19 protein-coding genes are annotated in these 18,242 nt (G+C 69.6%); 12 read left to right on the forward strand and 7 right to left on the reverse strand.

Annotated elements, in window-relative coordinates; translation table 11 throughout:
* Nucleotides 1-113 precede the first annotated feature (113 nt).
* On the forward strand, nt 114-2,081 hold the full coding sequence (locus tag ACIBVN_RS16690; protein ID WP_397137114.1) for a M3 family metallopeptidase: 1,968 nt from the start codon (nt 114-116) through the stop codon (nt 2,079-2,081).
* Between the two features lie 241 nt (nt 2,082-2,322).
* On the opposite strand, the gene gltX is transcribed toward ACIBVN_RS16690, so the two are convergent.
* Nucleotides 2,323-3,696: a glutamate--tRNA ligase gene (gene gltX / locus ACIBVN_RS16695; RefSeq protein ID WP_397137116.1), complete on the reverse strand. Its 1,374-nt coding sequence runs from the start codon at nt 3,694-3,696 to the stop codon at nt 2,323-2,325.
* A complete protein-coding gene (locus tag ACIBVN_RS16700) occupies nt 3,689-4,465 on the reverse strand; it encodes a fumarylacetoacetate hydrolase family protein (protein WP_397137117.1) in 777 nt (258 codons plus the stop codon). The genes gltX and ACIBVN_RS16700 overlap by 8 nt, the downstream gene beginning before the upstream one ends.
* Nucleotides 4,466-4,659: 194 nt before the next feature.
* On the opposite strand from ACIBVN_RS16700, the gene ACIBVN_RS16705 reads away from it, so the two are divergent.
* From ACIBVN_RS16705 to ACIBVN_RS16735, 7 genes are read left to right on the forward strand one after another with little or no spacing between them, the layout of a single operon-like run.
* Nucleotides 4,660-5,196, forward strand: coding sequence for an Asp23/Gls24 family envelope stress response protein (locus ACIBVN_RS16705; RefSeq protein WP_397137231.1), 537 nt, complete (start codon nt 4,660-4,662; stop codon nt 5,194-5,196).
* Nucleotides 5,193-5,525, forward strand: coding sequence for a hypothetical protein (locus ACIBVN_RS16710; RefSeq protein ID WP_397137119.1), 333 nt, complete (start codon nt 5,193-5,195; stop codon nt 5,523-5,525). Before ACIBVN_RS16705 ends, ACIBVN_RS16710 begins: the two co-directional genes overlap by 4 nt.
* Nucleotides 5,522-5,695, forward strand: a complete 174-nt coding sequence (locus ACIBVN_RS16715; RefSeq protein ID WP_397137121.1) for a DUF2273 domain-containing protein — start codon at nt 5,522-5,524, stop codon at nt 5,693-5,695. The genes ACIBVN_RS16710 and ACIBVN_RS16715 overlap by 4 nt, the downstream gene beginning before the upstream one ends.
* The gene (locus tag ACIBVN_RS16720; protein WP_397137122.1) at nt 5,692-6,069 is read left to right on the forward strand and encodes an Asp23/Gls24 family envelope stress response protein; all 378 of its coding nucleotides are present in this window, start codon (nt 5,692-5,694) and stop codon (nt 6,067-6,069) included. The genes ACIBVN_RS16715 and ACIBVN_RS16720 overlap by 4 nt, the downstream gene beginning before the upstream one ends.
* Nucleotides 6,066-6,686 (forward strand): DUF6286 domain-containing protein, encoded by a 621-nt coding sequence (locus ACIBVN_RS16725; RefSeq protein ID WP_397137124.1) that lies wholly within the window; start codon nt 6,066-6,068, stop codon nt 6,684-6,686. The genes ACIBVN_RS16720 and ACIBVN_RS16725 overlap by 4 nt, the downstream gene beginning before the upstream one ends.
* Entirely contained in the window at nt 6,683-7,261 is a 579-nt protein-coding gene (locus tag ACIBVN_RS16730) for an alkaline shock response membrane anchor protein AmaP (RefSeq protein ID WP_397137126.1), read from the forward strand. The genes ACIBVN_RS16725 and ACIBVN_RS16730 overlap by 4 nt, the downstream gene beginning before the upstream one ends.
* A gap of 18 nt (nt 7,262-7,279) precedes the next feature.
* On the forward strand, nt 7,280-7,639 hold the full coding sequence (locus ACIBVN_RS16735) for an antibiotic biosynthesis monooxygenase (protein WP_349450869.1): 360 nt from the start codon (nt 7,280-7,282) through the stop codon (nt 7,637-7,639).
* Here ACIBVN_RS16735 and ACIBVN_RS16740 read toward each other — a convergent pair.
* Entirely contained in the window at nt 7,636-8,232 is a 597-nt protein-coding gene (locus ACIBVN_RS16740; RefSeq protein WP_397137128.1) for an HD domain-containing protein, read from the reverse strand. The genes ACIBVN_RS16735 and ACIBVN_RS16740 overlap by 4 nt on opposite strands.
* A gap of 168 nt (nt 8,233-8,400) precedes the next feature.
* On the opposite strand from ACIBVN_RS16740, the gene ACIBVN_RS16745 reads away from it, so the two are divergent.
* A complete protein-coding gene (locus ACIBVN_RS16745) occupies nt 8,401-10,032 on the forward strand; it encodes a heparinase II/III family protein (RefSeq protein ID WP_397137130.1) in 1,632 nt (543 codons plus the stop codon).
* Between the two features lie 502 nt (nt 10,033-10,534).
* Nucleotides 10,535-11,083, forward strand: a complete 549-nt coding sequence (locus ACIBVN_RS16750; protein WP_397137131.1) for a GNAT family N-acetyltransferase — start codon at nt 10,535-10,537, stop codon at nt 11,081-11,083.
* Between the two features lie 64 nt (nt 11,084-11,147).
* Here the strand turns inward: ACIBVN_RS16750 and ACIBVN_RS16755 are convergent, their stop codons facing one another.
* The 4 genes from ACIBVN_RS16755 to ACIBVN_RS16770 form a co-directional block, all read right to left on the reverse strand.
* Nucleotides 11,148-12,662 carry a serine hydrolase domain-containing protein gene (locus tag ACIBVN_RS16755; protein WP_397137133.1) on the reverse strand — a complete coding sequence of 505 codons (1,515 nt, stop codon included), beginning with the start codon at nt 12,660-12,662 and terminating at the stop codon, nt 11,148-11,150.
* Between the two features lie 89 nt (nt 12,663-12,751).
* Nucleotides 12,752-13,396 carry a response regulator gene (locus ACIBVN_RS16760; RefSeq protein ID WP_397137134.1) on the reverse strand — a complete coding sequence of 215 codons (645 nt, stop codon included), beginning with the start codon at nt 13,394-13,396 and terminating at the stop codon, nt 12,752-12,754.
* Nucleotides 13,387-14,502, reverse strand: a complete 1,116-nt coding sequence (locus ACIBVN_RS16765; RefSeq protein ID WP_397137136.1) for a sensor histidine kinase — start codon at nt 14,500-14,502, stop codon at nt 13,387-13,389. The genes ACIBVN_RS16760 and ACIBVN_RS16765 overlap by 10 nt, the downstream gene beginning before the upstream one ends.
* 284 nt (nt 14,503-14,786) lie before the next feature.
* A complete protein-coding gene (locus ACIBVN_RS16770) occupies nt 14,787-15,368 on the reverse strand; it encodes a TetR/AcrR family transcriptional regulator (protein WP_397137138.1) in 582 nt (193 codons plus the stop codon).
* Between the two features lie 104 nt (nt 15,369-15,472).
* On the opposite strand from ACIBVN_RS16770, the gene ACIBVN_RS16775 reads away from it, so the two are divergent.
* Both ACIBVN_RS16775 and ACIBVN_RS16780 read left to right on the forward strand, forming a co-directional pair.
* Nucleotides 15,473-16,243 carry an ABC transporter ATP-binding protein gene (locus ACIBVN_RS16775; RefSeq protein ID WP_397137139.1) on the forward strand — a complete coding sequence of 257 codons (771 nt, stop codon included), beginning with the start codon at nt 15,473-15,475 and terminating at the stop codon, nt 16,241-16,243.
* Complete coding sequence (locus tag ACIBVN_RS16780; protein ID WP_397137141.1) at nt 16,228-18,129, forward strand: hypothetical protein; 1,902 nt, start codon at nt 16,228-16,230, stop codon at nt 18,127-18,129. The genes ACIBVN_RS16775 and ACIBVN_RS16780 overlap by 16 nt, the downstream gene beginning before the upstream one ends.
* The last annotated feature ends 113 nt before the right edge of the window (nt 18,130-18,242 follow it).

An 18,242-nucleotide genomic window follows, 5' to 3' on the forward strand; every position in this document is an offset into this window, starting at 1 on the left:
AAGAATAGCCCAGCTCTGGGGCTAAGACCAAAACGATTACTCGGCGGCTCACAGCACGGGCCTGATCGTGCCAAGCTGAAGGGGACAAAACACCACGTGGAGGAGCCCCACCGTTGGCCGGTAACCCGTTCTTCGCCCCCAGCACCCTGCCGTACGAGCTGCCGCCCTTCGCGGACATCCGCGAGGAGCACTACCTGCCCGCGTTCGAGCGCGGCATGGCGGAGCAACTGGCGGAGGTCGACGCGATCGCAGGCGACTCTGAGCCGCCGACCTTCGACAACACGATCGCCGCGCTCGAGCGGTCGGGTCGGATCCTCGACCGCACGGCCACGGTCTTCTTCAGCATCGCCGCCTCCAACACCAGCGACGGCATCATGGAGATCGAGAAGGAGATCTCTCCCCAGCTGACCCGCCACATGGACGCCATCCGGCTCAACCGGGCGCTGTGGGCGCGGATCAAGCAGGTGACGACGGAGGACGCCGAGGAGTCCTGGCTGCTGGAGAAGTACCGGGACGACTTCATCAGGGCCGGTGCCGACCTGTCGGAGCCGGAGCAGGACCGGCTGCGGGGCCTCAACGAGGAGTTGTCGAAGCTCTCGACGGAGTTCGCGCAGAGCCTGCTGAAGGCTTCGACGGAGTCGGCGCTGGTCGTGGAGGACCCCAAGGAGCTCGACGGCTTCGACCAGGCCAAGATCGAGTCGCTGCTCAAGGACGGCAAATACGTCCTGCCGCTGCTCAACTTCACCGACCAGCCTGGCCTGGCCCAGCTCACCGACCGCGACGTGCGCCGCAGGCTCTATGAGCTGAGCGTGGGGCGGGCGCCGGGCAACTTCGAGCTGGCGGCCAGGATCGCGGCGCTGCGGGCCGAGCGGGCGGCGCTGCTGGGCTTCCCCAGCCACGCCGCGTACGTGGTGGCCGACCAGACCGCCAAGACCGTCGAGGCGGTCGAGGAGATGCTGGGCCAGCTCGTCGGCCCCGCCGTGCGCAACGCGCGGAAGGAGGCCGAGGAGCTGACGGCGCAGGCCGGGTTCGAGATCGAGCCATGGGACTGGTCGTACTACTCCGAGAAGGTGCGCCAGGCCCGCTACGACTTCGACGCGGACGCCATGCGGCCGTACTTCGAGCTCAACCGGGTCTACCGTGACGGCATCTTCTTCGCGGCCGAGAAGCTGTACGGAGTCACCTTCGCCGAGCGCCCCGACCTCGGCGGATACCACCCCGACGTGACGGTGTTCGAGGTGTTCAACGAGGACGGGAGCCGGCTGGGGCTGTTCGTGCTCGACCCGTACGCGAGGGCGACCAAGCGCGGCGGGGCGTGGATGAACAACCTGGTGGACCAGTCGTTCCTGTTCGGGCTGGCGCCCGTGGTGATGAACAACCTCAACGTCACCAAGCCCGTGTCCGGGCCGACGCTGCTGACGTACGACGAGGTGAACACCGCCTTCCACGAGTTCGGCCACGCGCTGCACGGGCTCTTCTCGCAGGTACGCTTCCCGCGGGTGTCGGGCACCAGCGTGCCGCGCGACTTCGTCGAGTACCCGTCGCAGGTCAACGAGATGTGGGCGACCTGGCCCGAGGTGCTGGCCAACTACGCCAAGCACCACGAGAGCGGCGAGCCGATGCCGGCCGAGCTGGTGGAGAAGCTGAAGGCGGCGGAGAAGTTCAACCAGGGCTTCAAGACCGTCGAATACCTGGCCGCCACGCTGCTCGACTGGGCCTGGCACAAGCTGGCGCCCGGCGAGACGGTGGCCGACCCCGAGGCGTTCGAGTCGGCGGCCCTGGAAGCCGCCCAGATCGCCGTCGCGCAGGTCAGGCCGCGCTACCGGACCAACTACTTCGCGCACATCTTCTCCGGCGGCTACAGCGCCGGCTACTACTCCTACATCTGGAGCGAGGTGCTCGACGCCGAGAGCGTGGAGTGGTTCAAGGAGAACGGTGGACTCACCAGGGCCAACGGTGACCACTTCCGCCGCGAACTGCTCTCCCGCGGTGGCAGCCTCGACCCGCTGACCGCCTTCCGCAACTTCCGCGGGCGCGAGCCCAGCATCCAGCCGCTGCTCGCCCGCCGCGGCCTCGACTGAGACCGCCTTAGCCGGGCCTTCCGCGCTTTGCCCGCGCCCCTCCATCCACCGCACTTCGGTAGAGGTCCTTTGGAAGAAGGACAGAGGGGCGCGGGAAGCGTGCCCAAAGCGGCCGGAAGAAGGGCACGCCAGGGCGACTCACCGCCGGGCCGCCGGGCCCTTGGGCGTCGGGCCACCGGGCCGCCAGCCCCTCGGCCGCCGGGCATCGGGCCGCCAGGTTGTCGGGCGGGCGCCGTCGGGGTCAGCCCTGCAGGCGGGCCAGGGCGGCGCGCAGGCGTTCCTCGGCGCGCTCGCGGCCGAGCACCTCGATCGACTCGAACAGCGGCAGGCCCACCGTCCGGCCGGTGATCGCCACGCGTACCGGCGCCTGGGCCTTGCCGAGCTTGAGCCCGTAGGCCGTGCCGACCGCCTCCAGCGCCTCCTTGAGCGACTCGGGGTCCCAGCTCACCGTCGCCAGCCGGGCCAGATAGTCGGTGAGGATCTCCACCGGGGAGTTCTTCATCGCCTTGTCCCAGGACGCCTGGTCGAAGACCGGCTCGCCGAGGAAGAGGAAGTCGACGTTCTGCCGGATCTCCGACAGCACGGAGATGCGAGTCTGGGCCAGCGCCGCGACCTTGCTGAACAGCTCACGGTCCCAGGAGCCGTCGAGGTAGGGCGCGCAGCGCTCCTCGAACGTCTCCAGCGGCAGCGCCCGGATGTACTCGCCGTTGAACGCGCGCAGCTTCTTCTCGTCGAAGAACGCGCTGGCGGAGTTGACGTCCTCCAGCTTGAACAGCGGCGCCATCTCCGACCACGGCATGATCTCGCGGTCCTCGCCCGGGCCCCAGCCGAGCAGCATCAGGTAGTTGACCATGGCCTCCGCGAGGTAGCCCTCCGCGCGGTAGTCCTCCAGGGCCACCTTGTCGCGGCGCTTGGACAGCTTCTTCCGCTGCTCGTTGACGATCACCGGCAGGTGCGCCCAGACCGGCGGTGTGGCGCCCAGCGCGGGCCACAGCAGCATCTGCTTGGCCGCGTTGCCCAGGTGCTCCTCGCCGCGGACGACGTGGGTGATGTTCTGGGTGATGTCGTCGACCGCGTTGGCCAGCACGTAGAGCGGCGAGCCGTCGGTGCGGGCGATGACGAAGTCCTCCTGCGCCTCGTTGGGGAACTCCACGTTGCCGCGGACGAGGTCTTCCACGACCGTGACACCCTCGTCGGGCGTGCGGAACCGGACCGCGCCCTCGGTCAGGCCGCGGTCGCGGCAGTAGCCGTCATAGCCCCTGTGCTCGGAGCCGGTGCGGGCCACCAGCAACTCGCGCGTGCAGTCGCAGTAGTAGGCCCGGCCGTCGGCCAGCAGCTTCGCCACCGCCTCGCGGTGCTGCGCCTCGTACGCCGACTGGAAGTAGGGCCCCTCGAACGCCGGGTTGCCACCGTGGATGCCGATCCAGTCGAGCGCGGAGATGATGCCTTCCGTCCACTCCGGACGGTTTCGCGACGCGTCGGTGTCTTCGATGCGCAGCACGAAGCGGCCGCCGGACTGCTCGGCCAGCGCCCAGTTGAACAGCGCCGTGCGGGCGCCGCCCACATGAAACATGCCGGTTGGGGACGGGGCGAACCGCACCCGTACTTCAGTCACGGGAGACCACCTTGTTCGTGAGTGTGCCGATGCCTTCGATGCCGACGCTGACCTCGTCGCCGACCTGGAGGGGGCCGACACCCGCCGGGGTGCCGGTCAGGATGACGTCGCCGGGGATCAGGGTCATGACCGCGCTGACGTAGGCCACCAGCGCGGGAATGTCGTTGATGAGCTGGCTCGTGCGCCCGCTCTGCCGGATCTCGCCGTTGACCGTGGTCGTCAGGGCCAGGTCGCTCGCGTCGAGGTCGGTCTGGATCCACGGCCCGAGCGGGCAGAACGTGTCGAACCCCTTGGCCCGGGTGAACTGCACGTCCTTCTTCTGCAGGTCGCGGGCGGTGACGTCGTTGGCGCAGGTGTAGCCGAAGATGACGTCCTTGACCCGCTCGACCGGCACCTCGCGGCACAGCCTGCCGATCACCACGGCCAGCTCGCCCTCGTAGTCGACGCGGTCGGACAGCGTCGTGGGGTACGCGATGTTCTCACCGTGGCCGATCACCGACGTCGACGGCTTCATGAAGATGAGCGGCTCCTCGGGGACCTCGTTGCCCATCTCGGCCGCGTGCTCGGCGTAGTTTCTGCCGATGGCGATCACCTTGCTCGGCAGCATGGGGGCCAGCAGCTTCACCTGGGACAGCGGAAACCGCTCGCCGGTGAACTGCACCTGACCGAACGGGTGGCCGGCGACCGTGGAGACGAACTCCTCGCCCGGACCGCCCTCGACCACGCCGAACGACACGCCTTCGCCTGTGGAGAACCTCGCTATACGCACCCGACAAGGCTATCGCCGCCACCGCGGGGCTCCGCCCAGCGCACGCCGCCCTCGCGCCACGTCCAAGCGAACGAGTCAGGAATTGTCGATAAATGCCCCCAAAGTCCGTTTTGTTGGGTATCAGCCGTGTCCATGGTGGTTATCAGTCCCTACTAGAGAGGACAAACAGGGGGGTGACGGTCGTGTCGGACACAATGTCTAACCGGGGCGCCGAGGCCAGTCAGGCCGCGACCGTACCGAGGGCCAGGACGTACGAGGGCGGCCCCGCGAGCGCGCTGGTGACCGAGAAGGGCACCACCACCATCGCCGACGGTGTCGTGGCCAAGATCGCCGGACTGGCCGCTCGCGAGGTGTCCGGTGTCTACGCCATGGGCGGAGGTACGGCGCGCGCGCTGAGCAGCATGCGCGGCATGGTCGGCGTCGAGGAGAGCGTCTCGCAGGGCGTGTCGGTCGAGGTGGGCGAGCGGCAGGCCGCCATCGACCTCGACCTGGTGGCCGAGTACGGGACGGCGATCCCCGATCTGGCGGGCGCCGTGCGGAAGAACGTCATCAACGGCATCGAGCGGATGTGCGGGCTCGAGGTGACCGAGGTCAACATCAGGATCGACGACGTCCATCTGCCCGAGCAGGACCGTGAGCGGGAGACCGGAATGACGCGCGAGCGGGAGACCGGCATGACCCGCGGCGGGCAGCAAAGGACGGACACCGAGACGGAGCCGCGGGTCCAATGACCGAAACCGGCCCGGCCCCGGGGGCCGACGCCGGGACGGGCACCACGAGCGGTGGCGTGGACGAGCCGCGGGCGATCGCCGAGCGGGCGCGTTCGTGCCAGGGCGTGGCCGGGCTCTCCGGCGGCCCGTTCGGGACAGTGGCCACGTACCTGCCGGGTGACCGGCTCATGGGCGTCTCCGTGAACGACCGCGCGGTCGAGATCGCCATCGTCGCCACGATGGAGCGCCCGCTCCCGGAGACCGCTGAAGAAGTGCGGCGGGCGGTGACGGACCTGGCCGGAGAGCGCCGGGTGAACGTGCGCATCGACGACGTCGTGGAGGGATCATGAACAACCAGTGGATGCCGGTGATCGGCATGGCCGTCGGCATCATTCTCGGGCTCGTCGCGGCGTTCGGTGGGCTCTTCGCGTTCCTGCTCGTGCTCGTGCTCGGCGCGGTCGGCTTCCTGGTCGGCCGGATCGCCGAGACCGGCCAGCTGGACCTGTCGAGGCGGAGATGACCACTGCCACCGGCGCCGGCACCGTGACTGTGCCCGCGCAGCGCCCGGCGCCCCAACCACCGCCGGAGCTGCGCGGGCGCACCGAGGTCACCGGCCGGGTGGTCGCCAAGATCGCTTGCTGCGCCGCCGTGGAGGTCCCGGAGGTGCGGGAGGCGCATCTCGGGGGACTGCCGTGGACGCGTACGTCGGGCGCCGAGGTACGGGGCGAGCAGGCCGTGGTCTGGCTGAACGTGAGCGTCGCCTACCCGTCGCCGCTGCGCGCCGTGGCGGCGCGGCTCAGGGAGCACGTGATCGGCCGCGTCGCCACCCAAACCGGCCTGCACGTCACCCGCCTGGACGTGACCATGACCGACCTCGGTGGGGAGTCGCCATGACCGAGCCTGCAGAAAGCGGGCCTCCCGAGGGCAGGGGCACGCGGAGGGCGACGACGCGCGACAGGGCCGCCGACCGGGCGGTCGTGCGGGCGTTCCGGCCGTACCGGCGGGTTCCGGCCATCGTGGTGGCCGTCCTGCTGACGCTCCTGAGCTTCCTCGTGGCCGCCGAGACGATCTCCGCGCTGGTCGGCCGTCCGCTGCGCTGGGTGCCGTACGACCGGATGCTCGGCTGGGCGTCCGCCACGCTGTGGTCGAACCCGCTGTTCCTGCTGGCCTCGGCGGTCGTGGCGCTGCTCGGACTGGCGCTGCTGGTCACCGCCCTGATCCCGGGGCGGCCGAGCATGGTGCCCGTACGGAGCGGTGACCCCGATGTGATCATCGGCCTGCGCCCCAAGACCGTCAGCAGGGCCCTGGCGCACGCGGCCGAGGAGGTGCCGGGCGTGCACTCGGCCCGCGCCACGATCCGCGGCCGCACGGTCGCCGTCACGCCGGCGACATCCGGGTGGGACAAGGAGAGGTTCGCCCAGGAGGTACGCACCGCGGTGCTCACCAGGCTGGCCGGGCTGGACCCCGTGGAGCCGTACCGGGTGGCCGTGAACGTCAAGGAGCGCAAGTGAACAGGAAGACCAGCCGGGGCAACCGGTGGGGACTGGCACTGGTCGGGCTGGCGCTGGCCGTCCTGGGCGGACTCGCGCTGGCCCGCGGGCTGGGCGTATGGGGAACCGCGCGGACGCCGATCGTGGACGACGGCGTACGAGGGTTCTTCACGCGTAACAGTCCGGGCATCTGGTGGCTCGTGGCGCTCGTGTCGGTCGCGGTGGCGCTGCTGGCGCTGCGGTGGCTGTTCGTGCAGGGGCGCAGGGAGATCACGCACGGCGCGGTACGGCTGGAGAGGTCGCCGACCGGCACCACCGAGGTGTCGGCGCCCGGGATGGCGCACGCGGTCGCCGCCGACGTCGAGTCCAGCCCGGTCGTGTTCCGCGCCGCCGCCGACCTGGTGGGCTCGCCGACCCGTCCCGAAGTGCGGCTACGCGTGGTCGCCGACGAGTCCGCCCCCATCAGCGAGCTCAGCCGGCACCTGTCCACGGTGGCGCTGCCGCACATGCGCGACGCGCTGGACCGGGATCATGTGCCGGCGGTGGCCCGCGTTAGCCTGGAGCCGTCACCAGCCCCGCACCGGGTGGTGCGCTGACGAGAGAGGGGTTCCCCGTTGTCCGTCGTGAAGATCAACGTGCTGAACGTGCCCGCCGAGATGCGCCAGGAGCTCGAGCGCCGCTTCTCCAACCGCGCGGGGATGGTGGAGTCGGCCGACGGGTTCGAGTGGTTCGAGCTGCTCAGGCCGGTGGAGGGCACGGAACGGTACCTCGTCTACACGCGTTGGCGCAGCGAGGAGGACTTCCAGAAGTGGCAGCAGGGTGAGGCGTTCCAGCGCGGGCACGCCCAGGCGGCGCAGGCCGCCCAGGGGCAGGGCCACGGTCACGGCCACGGACAGGGGCCCGCGGCGACCGGATCCGAGCTGTGGACGTTCGAGGTCGCCGAGAGCACCGGTCCCAAGCCGGCCGAGGGCTAGGCGTCCAGCGGGTTGCGGGCGATGCGGTCCACGATGCCATTGCGTACGAACTGACCGGCGAGGCTCGACGGCTTGCGCGCGCCCTGCTCGGAGACGCACGCACTGAACTCCTTGGCGATCTCCAGCCGCGGGTAGCGCTCGAGGACCTCCCGCCGTATCCCCTCGGGGATCTCGTCCGTACGGCGGCCCGAGATGTCCATGCCGGTCGAGAGCTCCAGCAGGTGGCCCTCCGGGTCCTCCTCGACCGGCACCTCGTCCCACATGTGCCTGATGATCACCTCGCGGGCGCGTACCCTCCGCTCGGGCGACCACCCTGCACCGGCGCAGAAGACCCACGCCACGTCCCCGCCGGACTCCTCGAAGGGCAGGTTGTGGCTGTCGAACTCGGCGACCAGCCCGATGTCGTGCAGCATGGCCGACACGTACAGCAGCTCCGCGTCGAACGCGATGCCGTGGTCGCGCGCGTACGCGGCCGCCCACAGGTAGGCGCGGATCGAGTGGTTGAGCAGCGAGGGCGTGTGGTAGCGGGCGGCCACTTCAAGAGCGCCACGGCAGGCGGGCGTGTCCGGGATCACGAGGTCGTCGAATGTCACGGGACAAGCATGTCCCGACTTGTACGGTCTCCGCCATCCAGGACACCCGCATGTCGCCACCTCGTTCGGGCATCGGGCGTCTAACGAATCCGACACGCAACTTGACCGGTTGATCGCGATTCGGACAGCATGTTCCGCCTTCACTTTTTTGTCCCGAAAGGAACTGGCGTGCGCCAGCTTGCGATACCTCTTGCTCTCATGCTGGCACTCGGCGGGTTAGTGAGCCCCGCGCATGCCGACAAGGTGACCCGCACCTCGGAGTGCCAGGGCGACTGGCTGCCCGGCACGCCGACCGCCGACGACGTCATGAAGGGCGAGATCTCGCTGGTGGGGCTGCCCGCGTACAAGCTGGGCAAGAAGATCAACTGGGGCGCGAGCCCGTACAAGAACCGGTCGTGGGAGTTCGTGTTCCAGTCGCTGCGCTGGATGGGCACGCTGGTCGTCGCGTACGAGAACAGCGGAGAGCGGCGCTACCTGGATCGTGCCACCGAGATCACCAAGGACTGGGTCGCGAACAACAGGCACGGCGCGCGCGGCACGAAGCCGTACGTGTGGAAGGACCACCCGGTCTCGCTGCGCACGCAGCCGCTGCTGTGCCTGAGCATGCACGTCAAGGAGAGCTGGCTCAAGGACAGCCTGGCCGAGCACGCCAAGCTCCTGTCGGACTCGCGGCTCTACAAGAAGGGCCACAACCACGGCATCGACCAGGACATCGCGCTCATGGGCATCGGCTGCCGCTACGGCCGCAAGGACTGGGCGAACCTGGCCTCCCGCCGCCTGACCGGCACGGTCAAGCTCGACGTCGACTCGCAGGGCGCGCTCATGGAGCAGGCGCCCCGCTACGCCGTGTACGTGTACGACCGGCTGCAGGTCGCGATGACCAACATGAAGGCGTGCGGCAGGAAGGTGCCCGGCGAGATCGCCAAGCGAGCCGACGCGCTGAAGGACTTCGTCGCCCACGCGACCATGCCGAACGGGTACATGGTGCCCATCGGCGACGGCACCGCCGAAACCGAGCCCAAGATGGACACGGGGACGCCGAAGCAGGAGGTCAAGGCGTACCGGGCCGGTTACGTCTTCGGCCGCACGGCCTGGGGCAAGCGGGACTCGGCGTACTACTCGATCCGGTTCGGTCCGGGGCTGAAGTTCCACGGCCACGAGGACCACCTGGGCGTCACGTACTACGCGCAGGGACGCGACATCCTGGTGGACGGCGGCTTCCACTCGTACGAGAAGAGCTCCTACCGCTACTGGACGCTCTCACCCGAGGCGCACAACGTGCCGACGGTGATCGGCGCCCGCTTCCGTCCGCGCACCTCCTCCAAGCTCGTCGGTACGAAGTACGGCCAGGACCGGCAGTCGTTCAAGCTGACGGACAAGGCGTACGGGGTGAGCCGTACCAGGTCGGTGCTGGTGAACCACGGCGATGACCTGATGGCGGTGCTGGACACGGCGTCGGGCGGCAAGAAGATCAGGAGCCTGTGGCGCTTCGACCGGTCGCTCAAGGTGCTCTCCAGCGGCGGGGGCAAGGTGGTGCTCGGGGACGGCAAGTTCAAGGTCACGCTGCTGCAGTTCGGGGCCTCGTGCGAGCGGGTCGGGGGGCAGAAGGTGGAGCGCGGCGGGAAACTGGGATGGGTCTCGCCCACGTACCTGTCGAAGAACCCGACCAATGTGGTGGTGTCACCGGCGGCCAAGTCGCTGCTGACGGTGATCGTGCCGGGCACGGACTCGCCCAAGGTGTCATGCTCGGGCCGGAAGGTCACGGTGGAGGGCACCGCATTCCCCTCCACCGCGTTCTAGGCGGTCACCGGTCGCCCTAGAGGGACAGCATGGTCCTCCGCGACGGGGCGCGCTTCGCGCGAGGGGGCTTCGGGCAGCGTCTCCCAGGGGGGCTCACGCCCCCCTTCGACCCCCCGAAACCCCCGCTCGCTTCGCTCGCCACGCCCGCCCGTGACCCGGTTACCGGCTGGGCCTGCTGGAGCCCACCCCGGGCGAGGGGCCTGCCGGCCCCTCGCGCTCCCCGGCCCTGAACCGAGGAAGCAGAGCGCCCGGTCCACGTCATCGATCACCATCGTGGATCCGGCAAGAATGATGTATTGGAGTCACATGCCGGGGGCGTCCAGGCAAATCTTCGTGGCGCCGACCGACACCTGATACACAGGACAGTGCCTCTTGGATGTGTCCCCCTTTTTCGCGCACCGGCGGCATGCTGGTGCGCGCGGGAGATGGTCGAGTCGACCGAGACATCCCGGATGGATCACTCGGGCGATCCACTGCTCACAACAGGCCCTAACGTTGGCCCATGTCCGGAATGCCATCACGGGTCGAACTGCACCCACTCGCCCTCTCCGACCAGGACGAGTTCTGCTCGCTCGTGCAGGCCAGCACCAAGCTGCACCTGCCATGGATGCAGCTGCCCGCGACCGCGGAGGAGTTCCAGGTCTGGATGCGCCGCTTCGATGACGGCACCAACCTGGGCTTTCTGATCCGTGTCCGGGAGACCGGCGCAGCCGCCGGCACGGTCAACATCAACTCGATCATCCGGGGCCGCTACCAGGGCGCGTCCCTCGGCTATGCGGCCTTCACCCCGTGCGCAGGGCAGGGCTACATGACGGACGGGCTCACCGTCACCCTGCAGCACGCCTTCACCGACCTGCGGCTCCACCGGCTGGAGGCCAACATTCAGCCGGCGAACAAAGCATCCCTGGCCCTGGCCCAGCGCCTGGGCTTCCGTTACGAAGGGCTGTCGCCCGCCTACCTCTACATCGACGGGGCCTGGCGCGACCATGAACGCTGGTCCATCACCGCACCAAACCCCTGGAAACCCGATCCCTCCCTTCCAGAGGTATGAGCCACACGGCACCGCCTGTGAAACAGCCCCGGAAGTCGTGAAGCCACGGCGCCAGTCCCGGTGCTCACGTCCCGGTCGTAGAGGTGTGCGCCTGTGAATGCAGTGGTGCCGAAGCCGACTGGCGACGCTGCTCTCGCAGGAGAGCGCGGATGCGGGCGGTGATGATCATGATCCCGGTTGCCGCGGTCAGGCCGGCCGTGGCGAGGAAGGTCGGCCAGATGTGAGACAGCAGGACAAAGGTGACGCCGCGGCCGCCGGCGATCAGTTCCAGGATGCGCGGCAGGAAGGCAAGCACCGGCAACGGCAGCAGATAGGGGACCAGCCGGAGCGTCGTCCTCCAGGGAGCAGCGGTGGCGCGGCGCTGCGCCCAACGTCGCGCTCGGCGAGCTTTGACGGCCCCGCCGGCTGCGATCGCGATCGCGGCGGTGAGGGCGGTCAGGTCAGCGATGAAGGCGAGCGGGAGCGGGGCGCCCGTGCCGGGCGTGCCCTGGGTCAAGGCGATGAGGTCTTCCATGATGGCCTCGACGTCGGCCTCCAGCGGCATGCGGCTGTTGGACATCAGCGCGATGCCGTACCCGCTGCCGGGCAGGAGCACCATGGTGGCCGTGGAGGTGAAGGACGATCCGGGGTGCGTGATCTGCCGGGGCCCGTTGTGGGGGTCGGGGTTGTCCCAGCCGAGGGCGTAGTGTCCGTCGGGTGCGCTGGGCCGGTGCAGCTCGCGCAGCCCCTCCTTGGACAGGACGGTGCTCGCCGTGCCACGGGTGTGCAGGGCCAGCCACTTGGCGAGGTCGTCGGCGGTGGTGACGATGCCGGCCGAGCCGGCGACGAACCGGTCGGGCTCGGTGCGTGGCCAGGTGATCCCGACAAAGCGGTTGTGCCCGTCGATGAGGCCGGGGACCGGGTCCTGCCAGTTGTCGACGGTCACGGTCGAGGTCATCCGCAACGGGGTGAACACCCGCTGGGTGAGGTACTCGGCGAAGGGCAGCCCGCTCACCACTTCCACCAGCCGGGCGGCAACCCAGTAGTTGGGGTTGTGGTATTCGTGTCGCCGGCCTGGCGGGGCGGCCAGCTTGGCGCGGCGCAGGTCCGCCACGGCCTGGCGCAGCGAGTCCGGCTGAGGTAGACCGGCCTCGGGGTAGGTGGTATCCGACATGCCGGAGCTGTGGTCGAGCAGCTGGCGAATGGTGATCTGCTCGGCTCTGGGGTCGGCCAGGGAGAATTCCGGCAGATGCCGCACGACGGGGTCATCGAGCCTGAGGTCGACGACCTCGGACAACTGCATCACGGCCAGGGCGGTGAACGACTTCGACAGTGACGCGATCCGCATCGGTGTCCGGCTCGTGACCGGCTCGCCACGCGCGTCATGCCCGTATCCGCCGGTGTGCAGGACGCGCCCGTTCTTGACGAGTGCCACCGCGACGCCGGGCAGGCGAGTAGGGCCGAGGTTGGCCTCCACGACCCCGGCGATCGCGGCCGGGTCCGGTTGCGCCGCCGCGGCGGCGGGTGAGACCGGCGAACCGAGGCAGAGCACCACCACGGCGGCCGCGCTGGCCATGAAGTGCCTTGTCGTCAGGTTCACACGTACTCCTGTGCAGAGGGTCGGAGGGAAGAGGGCAGGGCTGAGCGACCGGGCGGCCCTGCCGGCCGTCCAGTGATCAGATCCGGGGGTTAGTCGTTGAGGAAGCGCACGATGGCCAGGACCCGGCGGTTGTAGCCATCGGCATGGGCGAGGCCGAGCTTGTCGAAGATGGAGTTGGCGTGTTTCTCCACCGCGCTGCGCGACACATGCAGCCGTCCGGCGATCGACTCGTTGGTATGTCCCTGTGCCATCAGGGCGAGCACCTCGTGCTCGCGCACGCTCAGCCGGGCCAGGGATGTGGTGTCGCGGGCGCGGTTGAGCAGCCGCCGGACCACCTCCGGGTCGAATGCCGTACCGCCGGCGGCCACCCGCCGCAGCGCCTCCAGGAAGTCGCCGACCTCGACCACCCGGTCCTTGAGCAGGTAGCCGATCCCGCGTACGCCACCGTCGACGAGCTGGGCGGTGTAGCGGGTGTCGACGTACTGCGACAACACCAGCACGCCGATCCCAGGGTGGCGGCGCCGAACGGCGAGCGTGGCCCGCAGGCCCTCGCTGGTGAAGGTCGGCGGCATGCGCACATCGGCGACGACCACCTCCGGCCGATGCTCGTCACACGCGGCCACCAGCCCTTCCCCGTCGCCGACGGCCGCCACGACCCGGTGGCCGTCCTCGCTCAGCAGCCGGGTCAGGCCCTCGCGCAGCAGCGTGCTGTCTTCGGCCAGGACTATCCGCATGGCAGCTCCACCCGCAGCGTCGTCGGCCCTCCGGCGGGGCTGTCGAGGTCGAAGCGGCCGTCGTAGGCGGCTACCCGGCGGGCCAGGCCGGACAGGCCGCGTCCGTCGGGGCGGGCGCCGCCGACGCCGTCGTCGCTGACATGTACGCGCAACATGCCGGCGGCTTGGCGGACCTCGACCTCGACCCGTTGAGCCCGGCTGTGTTTCAGCGCGTTCGTCACCGCCTCGCAGATCACGAAGTAGGCGACCGTCTCCTGGGCCGGGTCCAGCCGCATCGGAACGTCGTAGTCCAGGTTGATCGGTACGCTGGAGCGTTCGACGAGCGACTCCAGCACCGCCGGCAGCCCGCCGTCGTCCAGGGCCACCGGGTAAATCCGCCAGGCCACCTCCCGCAACTCCTCCAGTGCGCGGCGGGATTCCTCCCGCGCCTGCCGGAACAGCGCGGCGGCAGCGCCGGAGTCATCGAGGCGATGGGCGCGGCCGAGCAGCATGCCCAGCGCGACCAGTCGCTGCTGCACGCCGTCGTGCAGGTCCCGCTCGATCCGCCGCCGCTCGTCGTCGACCGCCTCCAGCACCTCTGCCCGCGTCCGCGACAGTTGCTCGACGCGGCTGCGCAGCACCTCCTTGTCGCTGGGCGCGAGTCCCCATTCCGCCAGCCGTCGTTCCAGCGCCGCCAGGCCGATCAGGGCCTGCGCCGCCAGGAAGATGACGAGGAGTCCGAACGCCGTCCAGGTGATCGGGTCGTACCAGCTCATCTCGGCACGTTGCCCGGTACCACCGGAGAGCGCCCGCCAGCTCAACGTCACCCAGATCCCGACAAGCACCAGCACCCCGCCACCGAGCCCGCCGACGATGCCGCGCATCGCCACGTACGCCAGCGCACGCCCCCCTGCCAGACATGGGGCGACGGTGCCACCCAGCCAGCGATTGACGCGGACCCGATCGGCCTCGGCCAGCCACCCGGCGCCACGGAACGACCAAGGCCGGGTAGACGGCATGGCCAGCAGCGGCATCGCGATGACGACCCACGCCAGCTCGACCACGGCCATCACCGCCCCGAGCACCAGCCCGACCATGCCACGTACTGCTGCCCACGCCACAACCATGGTCACGAACTCTAGACAGCCGCCCAGCGACAACACATTGAAGGTTTCCACAAAGCCGGCCAACCGCGAGTGTCCTGGGCGGGGGACCTATTCCGCCGTACCGGTTCACCTCAAGCCGGGCCGTGGTACCGGCTGTAGATGAGACCGAGACTGTTATCACACACAGCTACTTTGGGGCTGGTCGCGCGGACCGGAGTGGGGCCCTTCGAAAGCCCAGAGTTCACGCGAACTGAAGGTTCTTAGTCACCTGAGTCGGCCCTGGAACTTCGGGCTTGCACTCCGTATCAAGGCCTGGATCCCATCCCGGTGAAGAGGGCCTCGATCACGCGGTCGACGTATTCGTGCGTCAGCGGCTTCTGGGTGATCAGGGCCCGGAAGTACAGCGGGCCCGACAGGACGTCCATCGCCAGATCCAGGTCGAAGCCGGGCGACAGTTGCCCTTGGTCGCGGGCCGCCTTCAGCCGGGCGAGGGTCTTTTCCGCCTGCGGGGTGATGAAGTGGTCGTTGAGCGCCGCGGCGACCTGGGGGCTGAGCAGGGCCTCGCCGATCAGGGCTCGATACAGAGGGCCCACGGGTGGCTGGTCCAGCAGGTTGATGGCCGCGTGGATCTGCTGGCGCAGGTCGGCGATGATGTCGCCGGTGTCGGGGTAGTCCAGATCGGACTTGTTCAGCGACAGGAGCGAGTCGAGGAACAGGGCGCCCTTGGACGACCAGCGGCGGTAGATCGTGTGCTTGCCGACGCCGGCGCGGGCCGCGACCGCTTCGATGCTGAGCTTGGCGTAGCCGATCTCCTCTCCCAACTCCAGCGTGGTCCGCATGATGGCCTCGGTCCGGTCGGTGGCACGGCTGCCGCGCTTGTCGGTCATCTCACCACCGTATCGGACGGCACGTGCCGTGTTGACAACACTGTCACCCTCCAGCATGCTCCCTAAAAGACACGGCACGTGCCGTTCATAAACAAGGAGGCGCTGTGGGGCCATCAAGTACAGACACGGCGCTTCGGCTCGCCGCTCTGACCAAGAGCTTCGGCCGCAAGGCGGTCGTCGACCACATCGATTTGGAGGTGCCGCGCGGGTCCTTCTTCGGCCTTGTCGGCCCCAACGGGGCCGGCAAGACGACGTCGTTGTCGATGGCAGTGGGGCTGCTGCGTCCCGACGGCGGGCGGGCCGAGATCTTCGGCCTCGACGTGTGGGCCGACCCTGCGCGGGCCAAGAAACTGATTGGCGTGCTGCCCGACGGGTTGTCCATGCCCGAGCGGCTGACCGGCCGCGAGCTCTTGTGCTTCACCGGTCTGCTGCGTGGCATGGACCTCAAGGAGGTCGAGCGGCGGGCGGGCGAACTGCTGGAGGTCTTGGAGCTGGACAGGGCCGAGCGCACCTTGGTGATGGAGTATTCGACCGGCATGCGCAAGAAGATCGGTCTGGCCACGGCGCTGCTGCACGCGCCGAGGCTGCTGGTGCTGGACGAGCCGCTGGAGGCCGTCGACCCCGTCTCGGCCGCCACCATCAAAGTGATCTTGCAGCGGTTCGTGCGCGGCGGCGGTTCGGTGGTGTTCTCCAGCCATGTGATGGCCGTGGTCGAGCAGTTGTGCGACCACGTGGCGGTGATCGCCTCCGGCCGGGTCGTGGCCTCGGGCCCGCTGGGAGCCGTGCGGGCGGGCCGGAGCCTGGAAGAGCGGTTCGTGAGTCTGGTCGGCGGCCAGATCCCCGAGGTGGGTGAGCTGGCGTGGCTGTCCTCCTGATCCAGATGAAGCTGGCCGTGCTGCGGCACTCCATGACCGGCCGGCGCGCCGCCCAGATGGTCACCGGCGCGCTGACCGGGTTGGCCCTCGCGGGGGGTCTGATCGTGCTCGCGGGGCGCGACTACCCGCTCGCGTCGCTGCCGTTCGACCTGCTGGGGGTGGGGTTCGCGCTGTGGACGGCGGGCTGGCTGCTGGGCCCGGCGCTGTTCGGCGGCGGCGATGAGACGCTGCGTCCCGAGCATTTCTCGTTGCTGTCGTTCACGCCGCGCCGCTTGGCGGCCGGGCTGGCGGGGGCCGCGTTCGTCGGTGTCGCACCCTTGGTCACGTTCGTGGCCTTCTCCGCGCTCGTGGTGGTAGCCGTCAAGGCCGGGCTCGGCGGGGCGGCCACGGCGGTCGGCGTGCTCGCCGTCGTCCTGCAGCTGGTGGTGTGCGTGCTCGCCTCCCGGCTGGTCACCGCGGTGCTGGGCCAGGTCATGCGGTCCAAGGCGGGCGCGGCGCTGGCCGCGCTCGTCAGCGCCGCCATCTTGGCTGGGCTGCATTCGAGCTGGGTGCTCTCTCCCCTGGTGCAGACCGCCCTGCGCACCGGGTTCCCCGACCCGTTCTCCGCCTGGGTTGTGGCGCTGCCCTCCGGCTGGGGTCTGGTGGCCGTGCGGGCGGCCGGGCAGGGACAGTGGCCGACGGTGGCCGCCGCCCTGGCGGGGCTGGCCGCGCTCGGCGTGGTGTGCTGGTACGGCTGGGCCGCCTTGCTGAAGCGGCGGCTGACCACCCGGCGCGCGAGCGGGCGCCCGGTCCGGGTGGCCTCCGGCGGGTGGGCCACGGGCCCGGTGACGGCAGTCGCCGCCCGGGAGCTACGCACCTGGTCTCGGGACCTGCTGCGCTTTCACTACCTGGTCTTCGCCCTGTGTTACGCCTTGGCGTTCTGCCTGCTGCCGCTGGTCATCGACGCGCCGATCTTCCTGCCCTGGACCGGAGCGGTCTTCGCCCTGTGGGTCGCGGCCATCTCCGCCAACCTCTACGGCGAGGACGGCACCGAGCTGTGGGGCAAGATGATGGTCCCCGGCGCCGCGCGCTACGACGTGCGCGGCCGTCAGCTCGCCTGGCTGCTGGTCACCGCGCCGCCGACGCTCGTCTTGACCGCCGCCATGGTCGTCTTCACCGGCGAGTTGGGCCTGTGGCCCTGGTTGGCGGCGCTCGTGCCCGCGCTGCTGGGCGGCGGCGCGGGCGTGACCGTGCTGGTGTCGGTGCTGCGGCCGGTGCCCATGACCGATCCGCACCGCAGAGGCGGCAACCTGCTGGAGAACGGCACCGACTTCGCCCAGGTGCTGCTGGTGCTGATCCTCACCGCGGCGACCGCCGCCCCCGCCTATTTCGCGGTCCGGCTGGGGCCGGTCTGGGCGGGACCGGTCATGGGCCTGGTCGGCGGCGCCACGCTGGCTTGGCTGCTGGGGCGCCTCGCCGCAACCAGACTCGAATCGAGCGCGCCCGAGTTGCTCTTGCACCTGCGCACTGGCGTCTCACCCAAGCGGAGGCGACCGGCCCCGGCCCTGGATCTGGGGCGGCCGCACCCGCCCAAGCCCGACCTGCGCCTGGACAAGCTCGGCCTCGACCTGGCCCCGATGGGCCGACGCGCGTACGTCATCGCGAGCCTGACCCTGTGCTGGGTGCCCCTGGTGGCCCAGGGCATCGTGCCCGCACTCATGCTGACCACCGGACAGGTCACCCGATCGTGGTTTCTGGCCCTGCACCTGCCGCAGCATCTCCAATGGCCCACCATCATCGCCATGATCGCCCTCGGGCTCGTCCTGCTGACCACCGGACTGGGCATCGGCCTCTACTACCTGGCCACGTCACGGCGAGACAGCATCGAACCAGACGGTGGCCCGTGACAGCCCCCCTTACAGCAGCAAGTCTCATCACACAGAGTTACCTTGCGGCTAGTGACACCGACCCCGATGGTTATCTAGTGTTGTCAAGCGAACTGGCAGGTCAGCCGCTCGAA

Source organism: Nonomuraea sp. NPDC049400, from assembly GCF_044466425.1.
Lineage (GTDB): Bacteria > Actinomycetota > Actinomycetes > Streptosporangiales > Streptosporangiaceae > Nonomuraea.